Source organism: Kitasatospora sp. NPDC057198 (genome assembly GCF_042670125.1).
Lineage (GTDB): Bacteria > Actinomycetota > Actinomycetes > Streptomycetales > Streptomycetaceae > Kitasatospora.
In genome coordinates, this window is sequence record NZ_JBHUWH010000369.1 from 1 (window position 1) to 8,077 (window position 8,077).

The window sequence follows — 8,077 nt, forward strand, 5'->3', positions numbered from 1 at the left end:
GCGTCGGGGCGGTCGGCCTGGTGGCCGGGCAGCGGGAGTTCGCCGCCGGCGAGGTGGTGGCCGAGGGTGTCGCCGAGGTCCGCGGCGCCGACCGGGTCGAGGCCGTCGACGGTGCGGGCGGCCCCGTCGACGGCCCCGTCGAGCAGTCCGCCGGTGCCGGTGCCGGTGCCGGTGCCGGCACCGGTGTCCGTGCCGGTGCGGACGACCGTGCCGAGGGCGCGGCCGGGTTGCCGCGGGGGGTGGCCGGTGTCGGCGCGGGCGTCGGTCGCGCCCAGCCCGAGGCCCAGCACCTGGGCGGCGAGCATGCCGCTCGCCGCCAGTGTGCCGGGCCGTCCCCACCGGAGTCCGGAGGTGTCCGAACGTCGCGGCCGCTTCGCGTGGTTGGTTCGCACACCAGGGGAGAACGAGCGGGACCCCCCGCGGTCACGCCCGTTGCTCACACTCCGTCACACTGTGCGGGGGTGTGCGGGAGTCCGGACGTCCGGTTCAGGCGTCCGGCTCAGGCGAGACCCCCGCGCCGGATCACCTCCGCGTACCAGCGGGCGCTGGTCTTGGGGGTCCGCTTCTGGGTGTCGTAGTCGACGTGGACGATGCCGAAGCGCTTGCTGTAGCCGTACGCCCACTCGAAGTTGTCGAGGAACGACCAGAGGTAGTAGCCGCGGACGTCGGCGCCCGCCTCGATCGCGTCGGCCACGGCCTGCAGGTGCAGGTCGACGTAGCGGACCCGCTCGGGGTCGTCGACCTCGCCGTCCGGGCCGACCACGTCCTCGAAGGCGGCGCCGTTCTCGGTGACCAGCAGCGGCAGGCCGAAGTCGCGGTGCATGCCGACCAGCGAGTCGGACAGCCCGGAGGCGTCGATCGGCCAGCCCATCGCGGTGACGTCGTCGTTGGCGAGGTGGAAGACCACGTCCTCGGAGCCCGGCCAGCAGCTGAACTCGCTGTCGCCGTGGCCGTCGTTGCGGGCCGCCTCCGCGGTCTCCGCCTCGCCGCCGGGCGCCGACACGATGGTCGGGTTGTAGTAGTTGAGGCCGAGCAGGTCGATCGGCCGGCCGATCTCCGCCTCGTCGCCGGGGCGGACCAGCTCGTCCCAGTCGACGATGTGGGCGGTGTCCGCCTTCAGGTCGGCGTCGTAGCCGCCCTTGAACATCGGGCCGGTCCAGACCCGGTTGCCGACCGCCTCGATCCGGCGGGCCGCCTCGCGGTCCTCCGGGGTGTCGGTGAGCGGGCGGACCAGGTGCAGGTTGAGCGAGACCGCGATCTTCGCCGAGGCGGGCAGCACCTCGCGCAGCGCGCCGACGGCCAGGCCGTGGCCGAGGTTGAGGTGGTGCGCGGCCTTCAGCGCGTCGGCCGGGTTGGTGCGGCCGGGGGCGTGCACGCCGGAGCCGTAGCCGAGGAAGGCGCTGCACCAGGGCTCGTTCAGGGTGGTCCACACCGGGATGCGGTCGCCGAGCGCGGCGCCGGCCAGCGCCGCGTACTCGGCGAAGCGGTAGGCGGTCTCCCGGACCGGCCAGCCGCCGGCCTCCTCCAGGTCCTGCGGGAGGTCCCAGTGGTAGAGCGTGGCGACCGGGGAGATGCCGTGCTCCAGCAGGGTGTCGACCAGGGCGCGGTAGAAGTCGAGGCCGCGCTCGACGGCCGGGCCGCGGCCGGTGGGCTGGATCCGCGGCCAGGACAGCGAGAAGCGGTACGAGGTGAGGCCGAGGTCGGCCATCAGCCGGACGTCCTCGCGGAAGCGGTGGTAGTGGTCCACCGCGACGTCGCCGGTGTCCCCGTTCAGCACCTTGCCGGGGGTCTTGGCGAAGGCGTCCCAGATGGACGGGGTGCGCCCGTCCTCGGCGGCCGCGCCCTCGATCTGGTAGGCGGCGGTGGCCGCGCCCCAGGCGAACCCGGGCGGGAAGGCCACCCGGGGGGCCGCCACCGATGCGTGGGCGGCTGTGGTCGGATCGGTCATGGTCATACGGGAGCGCTCCCATGGCTCGGGGGTGGACGGGCGGGGTGCCGGGGCCGGCCGGTGGGCCGGTCCGCGGCGGATCAGCTCTTGACGGCGCCGGAGGTGATGCCGCCGACGATGTGCTTCCCCAGAACGGCGAAGATCAACAGCAGCGGCAGGGTGCCGACGAGCGCACCGGTCATGATCACGGCCTGGTTGATGTCGTGACCGGAGCCGCCGCCGATCGCGGAGAGCGCGACCTGCACGGTCGGGTTCTGCTGGGTGAGCACCACGAACGGCCAGAAGAAGTCGTTCCAGGACTGCACGAAGACCAGCATGCCGAGCACCGCCATGGCGGGCCGGGCGATCGGGAACACCACGTGCCAGATGATCCGCATGCTGTTCGCGCCGTCCACCCGGGCCGCCTCGATCAGCTCGAACGGCAGCGCCTCGGACAGGAACTGGCGCATGAAGAAGACGCCGAACGCGGCCACCAGCGAGGGCAGGATCACCGACTGCAGTTGGTTGCCCCACTCCAGCTTGGTGACGATCCGGTACAGCGGGATGACGCTGAGCTGCGGCGGGATGGTCATGGTGGCGACCACCAGGGTCAGCAGCGCGTTGCGGCCGCGGAAGCGCAGCTTGGCGAAGGCGAAGCCGGCCAGGGTGGAGAACAGCACCGTGGACAGTGCCACGCAGCCCGCCACGATGGTCGAGTTCAGCAGCGCGGTGCCCATGTCCGCCTGGTCCCAGGCGGTGGTGATGTTGTCCCACAGCTGGCCGCCGGGCACCATCGGCGGCGGCGACTGGGCCACCCGCTCACCGGTGTTGGAGGCGGCCACGAAGGTCCAGTACAGCGGGAACAGCGAGACCACGGCGGCGATCGCCAGCAGCACGTAGGCGACCGGGCCGGCCTTGTCGTGGTCGCCGGCCTTGCGGCGGAACAGGCCGCGCGGGCGCTCCTGCTCCGCGTGCTTCGCCTTCCGGGCGGAGGGGGTGGACAGGGTGGCGGCCATGTCAGCCTCCCAGCTCGTTGCGCTTGCGGTAACGGGTGATCAGGAACTGCACCAGGCCGAGCAGCAGCAGGAGCAGCAGCATCGTCCAGGCCACCGCCGAGGCGCGGCCCAGCTGGCGCGAGGGCCAGCCCAGCTCGTACAGGTAGAGGCTGAGCGTCTGGAACTGGTGCGCGGAGCCGCCGGACACGCCGACACCGCCTCCGAACAGCATCGGCTCGCCGAACAGCTGGGTGGCGCCGATGGTGGAGACGATGATGGTGAACAGGATGGTCGGACGGATCGACGGGATGGTGATCCGGGTGAACTGCTGCCAGCGGTTGGCCCCGTCCAGGCTGGCCGCCTCGTACAGGTCCTTCGGCACCGCCTGCATCGCGGCCAGGTAGATCAGCGCGTTGTAGCCCGTCCAGCGCCAGGTCACGATGGTGGAGATGGCGATCTGCGAGGGCCAGGTGTCGGAGTACCAGTTCGGGTGGATGCCGACCGCGTCCAGCATCCAGTTGATGAAGCCGTAGTCCGGGTTGAACAGCTGGACGAACACCAGGGTCGCGGCGGCGATCGAGGTGGCGTACGGGGCGAGGATCGCGACCCGGAAGAAGCCGCGGCCGCGCATCCGGTAGTTGAGCAGGTGGGCCAGGCCCAGCGCCATGAGCAGCTGCGGAACGGTCGAGATCACACCGATGGTGAAGGTGTTGCGCAGCGCGTTCCAGAACTGGTCGTTGGACCACAGGCGGGTGTAGTTGCCGAATCCCCGCCACTCCATCACGTCCGGCTTGAGCAGGTCGACGTAGTGCAGCGACAGCCAGCCCGTCCAGATCAGCGGGAACAGGCCGAAGGCGGCGAAGCAGATGAAGAAGGGGGCGATGAACGCGTACGGGGACGCCTTCAGGTCGAACCGGTACAGGCGCGAGCGCCAGGCGGGGCGCTCGGGCGGGGCCTCGGCGCGGACGTGGGTGGCCACTTGGGGTTTCCTTCCCGGGGGTGGCGAGGGGCGGCGGAACGGCGCCCGGCCGGGTGGGCGGACCCGGCCGGGCAGTAGGGATCGGCTACCGGCGCGCTGCCGGCCCGGATCAGTTGCTGGTCTTGTCGTCGATCAGCTTGGTGACGTTGCTCCAGGCCTTGGCCGGGTCCGTGCCGTGCTCCTCGATGTCGAGGATGCCGTTGTCGGTGATGATCGTCTTCACGTTGCCGTCCTGCTCACCGATCGGCGCCGGCTTGATGGACTGCGCGGCGGCGGCGAAGATCTGGCCGGTCGGCGCGTTGTTGAAGTACTCCTGCTTGGCGCCCTGGACGGCGGGCTGCTGCAGGCCGCCCACGGTGGAGGGCAGGTTGCCGACCTTGGTGAAGACCTTGGCCTGCTGCTCCGGAGCGGTCAGCCAGGCGGCGAGGGCCGCGGCCTCCTTGGTGTGCTTGCCGGCCTTCGGGACGGTCAGGAAGGCGCCGCCCCAGTTGGAGGCGACCGGCGGGGCCGCGACGTCCCACTTGCCCTTGCCGGAGTCGCCGGAGTACTTGCTGATGATGCCGGTCATCCAGGACGGGCAGACCACGGTGGCGAACTTGGCGTTGGCGAACGCGGCGTTCCACGGGTCCTGGAACTGGCGCAGGCCGGCGCTGATCTTCGCCTGCGAGGCGGCGACCGCGAGGTCCCAGGCGGTCTTCACGCCGGCGCTGGTCTTGTAGACGAGCTTGCCGGAGGCGTCCGAGTACTGCTCGGGCTGGGCCGACAGCACGGCGTTGAACAGGCCGGAGGCCGAGTCGGTGAAGAAGGTGCCGTTCGGGGCGTGGGACTGGTACTGCCGGCCGGCCTCGACGAACTTCGACCAGTCGCCCGCCCACAGCTTGCCGACCGCCTCGCGGTCGGTCGGCAGGCCCGCCTGCTGGAACAGGTCGGTGCGGTAGCAGATCGCCATCGGGCCGATGTCGGTGCCGAGGCCGATCAGCGAGCCGGACTGGGTGGTGGCCTGCTTCGACTTCCAGTCCAGCCAGTTGCTCGGGTTCACGCCCTCGGTCTTGCCGAGGTCGACGAACTTGTCGCCCAGGGTGTTGGTGGCCTGCGCGATGTAACCGACCTCGACCGCCTGGATGTCGGCCAGACCGCTGCCGGAGCTCAGGTGGGTGGTCAGCGCGTCCCAGTACTTCTGGCCGTCCTGGACGGTGTCGTACTTGATGGTGATGTTCGGGTGCGCGGCCATGTACTCGTCGTACAGGCCGGCCTCCACGTAGCCGAAGGTGCCGAAGTCGCCGACGTTCAGGGTGATCTTCGCGTTCGGGTCGGCCTTCTCGCTGCCGCTGTCCGAGCCGGACGAGGAGCAGGCGGTGAGCATCAGGGTGGACGCGGCGAGGATCGCGGTGGCGGCGAGAGCGGCTCTGCGGGGGCGGGAGGTGATGCGCATGGGGGCGAACTCCTTTGTCCGGGTGGTTGGTCCGGGTCGGTCCGGTGCCGGTCCGGTGGTCTTCCGGGGGCCTGCCGGTGGTCTTCCGTGGGTGCTGCCGGGCTTGGAACGAGAGCTTCGTTGGGTGTTCTTGGTGCGCTGAATCTTGGCTACAGTGTGGGAGCGCTCCCACAGCTGGCATGCCGGAAGGTTGCTGTGTCGCGGGGGTGAGTGTCAAGACGTGGTGACACAAACGTTGCCGGAGCGTTTCCGGCTTCGTTACCACCGCCGTTGACGCCCTCGGGCTGCCCCGGAGAAGCTCCGGAACGCCCCGGATGGCCGGAAACGCCGCGGGACCGGCCACAATGAACAGTCCGTACGGGCCCGGGGGCGGGCCCCGCGGATCCGTCCCATCCGTCCCAGAGACCGAGAGGTGTAGCGATGAGCCCGACCGCACAGCGCCCCGACGCGCTCCACCCGGGCGCCGGCGGCAGAGCCACCGCGCGCCCCACCCTGGAGGAGGTGGCCGCGCTGGCAGGCGTCGGCCGCGGTACCGTCTCCCGGGTCATCAACGGCTCCCCGCGGGTCAGCGCCAAGGCCCGCGAAGCCGTCCAGAACGCCATTGCCGAACTCGGCTACGTGCCCAACCGGGCCGCCCGCACCCTGGTCACCTCGCGCACCGACTCGATCGCGCTGGTCGTCCCCGAGGCCGAGACCAGGCTGTTCTCCGAGCCGTACTTCTCGGACATCATCAGCGGCGTCTCCGCAGAGCTCGCCGAGACCGACATGCAGCTGCTGCTGATCCTGGTCCGCAACCAGCGCGAGCGCGACCGGCTCTCGGCCTACCTGACCGCCCAGCGCGTCGACGGCGTCCTGGTCGTCTCCGTGCACCGCGACGACCCGCTGCCCGGACTGCTGGAGAGCCTGGAGATCCCCTCCGTGCTGGCCGGCCGGCGCGGCGACCTCGAACCGCTCAGCTACGTCCACGCCGACAACGCCGGCGGCGCCCGGATGGCCGTGCGCCACCTGCTCCGGCGCGGCTGCACCCAGGTCGCCACCCTCACCGGCCCGCTCGACATGGAGGTCGCCCAGGCCCGCCTCGGCGGCTACCGCCGGGCCCTGGAGGAGGCGGGCCACGCCTACGACGAGGAACTCGTCGGACTGGCCGACTTCACCGAGGAGGGCGGCCGGGTCGCGATGCGCGAACTCCTGGCCCGCAAGCCCGAGTTGGACGGCGTCTTCTGCGCCTCCGACGTGATGGCGGCCGGCGCCATGCAGGTGCTCCGGGCCGCCGGGCGGCGGATCCCCGACGACGTCGCGGTGATCGGCTTCGACGACTCGATCGTGGCCCGGCACACCGACCCGCCGATGACCAGCGTCCGCCAGCCGATCGAGGAGATGGGCCGCACCATGGCCCGGCTGCTGCTCGACGAGATCCACGAGCGCGGCCGAGCCCGGCGGCAGGTGGTGCTGGCGACCGAGCTGATCGTCCGCGACTCCGCCTGACGGCGGGGCGGGGCGGAGCAGCTGCGGGACGGCGACGGGGCGGCGACCGGTCGGTCGCTGGTCGACGGCTGGTTGCGGCTGGTCGGTCGCTGGTCGCGGCTGGTCGGCGGCGGGGGAGCCGCCACCCGCGCGGGGTGCGGCCCGTGCGGGGGTTCGGCATGCCCGGGGGCAGGGGCCCCGAACGGCCTGGTGGGGGTCGGGGTGAGAGCCCGGTGGCCGGGGGGCCGGGGGTCGGGGGTTCGGGGTCCGGAGGGCCGGGGCCGGGGGCCGGGAGGGTGTGGGCTCAGGAGTTGGGGCGCAGCGTCCAGACGATCTCCAGGACGCCGGTGACGGCGCCGTCCTCACGGGTGATCTCCACGGTGATCGGGAACTCGGGGCGCTTGCCCTCGTCCAGTTCCGCGAGCACCTCGGCGACCGGTCGGCCGAGCGTGGCGGTGGCGGTCACCACGCCGCGGGCCAGCTTCTTGAACGAGATCTCGCCGACCGTCGGCAGCGGCACTGCGCGGTCCAACTGGTCGCCGAACGCCGCCAGCACGATCGCCCCGCTGGCCGACTCGGCCAGCGTGAACATCGCCCCCGCGTGCGGCCCGCCGACGTGGTTGCGGTACTCCGGCAGGTCGGGCAGCCGCAGCACGGCCCGCTCCGCGGTGGTCTCCAGGTACTCCAGCTGCAGGGTCTTCACCATCGGGACGGTGGAGGTGAGCAGTTCGCCGATCGCAGTAGTGGTCATGCCGCGATGTTACTAGTGGGTAGCTTGGTCGTCCATGGGCTGCCGCCCGCCGCTCCCCGCGACCGCCGTCCGCGACCACCGTTCGCGCTTTCCGATCGCCCTTTCCGTTCGCGCGGAGCCGCGGTGCGTGAATGCCGGCGGAAACGCCCGCCGGGGGCGGTGGGGGCGGCGGAGGAATCCTGGCCCCGAGCCTTTCCCGTGGGGCGGGAGGGGGCGCCGCCGCTGGTGGGCGCCGCGTTGCGGCGGGCGGACGGGAGTTCGCGGCGGGGGCGCGGGAAGGCGCGGAAAGACGGGGTGCACGGAAAAGGGCGCGGGAAGGGGGGACCGGGAAAGGGGACGGGAGAAAGAGGGGCGGAAAGGTGCGCGGGCGACTGGTCCGGCCCGGGCGCGCGCTCCAACTCCCGGCTCCGGTGGGCGTTCCGGAGAACACCGAAGGCCCAGGTCGATTACTCGTCCGGCGCCTTCGTACGCTGCTGTGAGTGTCGGGGCTCGACGCCGCGGCCACCTGTACCCCAGCCCGGTGCGCTAC

Annotated in this window: 6 protein-coding genes and 1 pseudogene; 1 reads left to right on the forward strand and 6 read right to left on the reverse strand. The window is 71.9% G+C overall.

Annotation, left to right across the window (positions count from 1 at the left end):
* The 5 genes and pseudogenes from ACFUEL_RS30230 to ACFUEL_RS30250 all read right to left on the reverse strand — a co-directional run.
* Positions 1-305, reverse strand: a pseudogene (locus ACFUEL_RS30230) (hypothetical protein); the annotation flags it as partial.
* Positions 306-499: 194 nt separating this feature from the next.
* On the reverse strand, positions 500-1,954 hold the full coding sequence (locus ACFUEL_RS30235; protein ID WP_380239962.1) for a glycoside hydrolase family 1 protein: 1,455 nt from the start codon (positions 1,952-1,954) through the stop codon (positions 500-502).
* A 74-nt stretch (positions 1,955-2,028) separates the two neighbouring features.
* A complete protein-coding gene (locus ACFUEL_RS30240) occupies positions 2,029-2,943 on the reverse strand; it encodes a carbohydrate ABC transporter permease (RefSeq protein WP_380239963.1) in 915 nt (304 codons plus the stop codon).
* A 1-nt stretch (position 2,944) separates the two neighbouring features.
* Positions 2,945-3,901 (reverse strand): carbohydrate ABC transporter permease, encoded by a 957-nt coding sequence (locus tag ACFUEL_RS30245; RefSeq protein WP_380239964.1) that lies wholly within the window; start codon positions 3,899-3,901, stop codon positions 2,945-2,947.
* A gap of 109 nt (positions 3,902-4,010) precedes the next feature.
* Positions 4,011-5,333 carry an ABC transporter substrate-binding protein gene (locus ACFUEL_RS30250; protein ID WP_380239965.1) on the reverse strand — a complete coding sequence of 441 codons (1,323 nt, stop codon included), beginning with the start codon at positions 5,331-5,333 and terminating at the stop codon, positions 4,011-4,013.
* 420 nt (positions 5,334-5,753) lie between these two features.
* On the opposite strand from ACFUEL_RS30250, the gene ACFUEL_RS30255 reads away from it, so the two are divergent.
* Positions 5,754-6,818 carry a LacI family DNA-binding transcriptional regulator gene (locus tag ACFUEL_RS30255; RefSeq protein WP_380239966.1) on the forward strand — a complete coding sequence of 355 codons (1,065 nt, stop codon included), beginning with the start codon at positions 5,754-5,756 and terminating at the stop codon, positions 6,816-6,818.
* A 283-nt stretch (positions 6,819-7,101) separates the two neighbouring features.
* Here the strand turns inward: ACFUEL_RS30255 and ACFUEL_RS30260 are convergent, their stop codons facing one another.
* Complete coding sequence (locus ACFUEL_RS30260) at positions 7,102-7,548, reverse strand: DUF4442 domain-containing protein (RefSeq protein ID WP_380239967.1); 447 nt, start codon at positions 7,546-7,548, stop codon at positions 7,102-7,104.
* Positions 7,549-8,077: the final 529 nt, after the last annotated feature.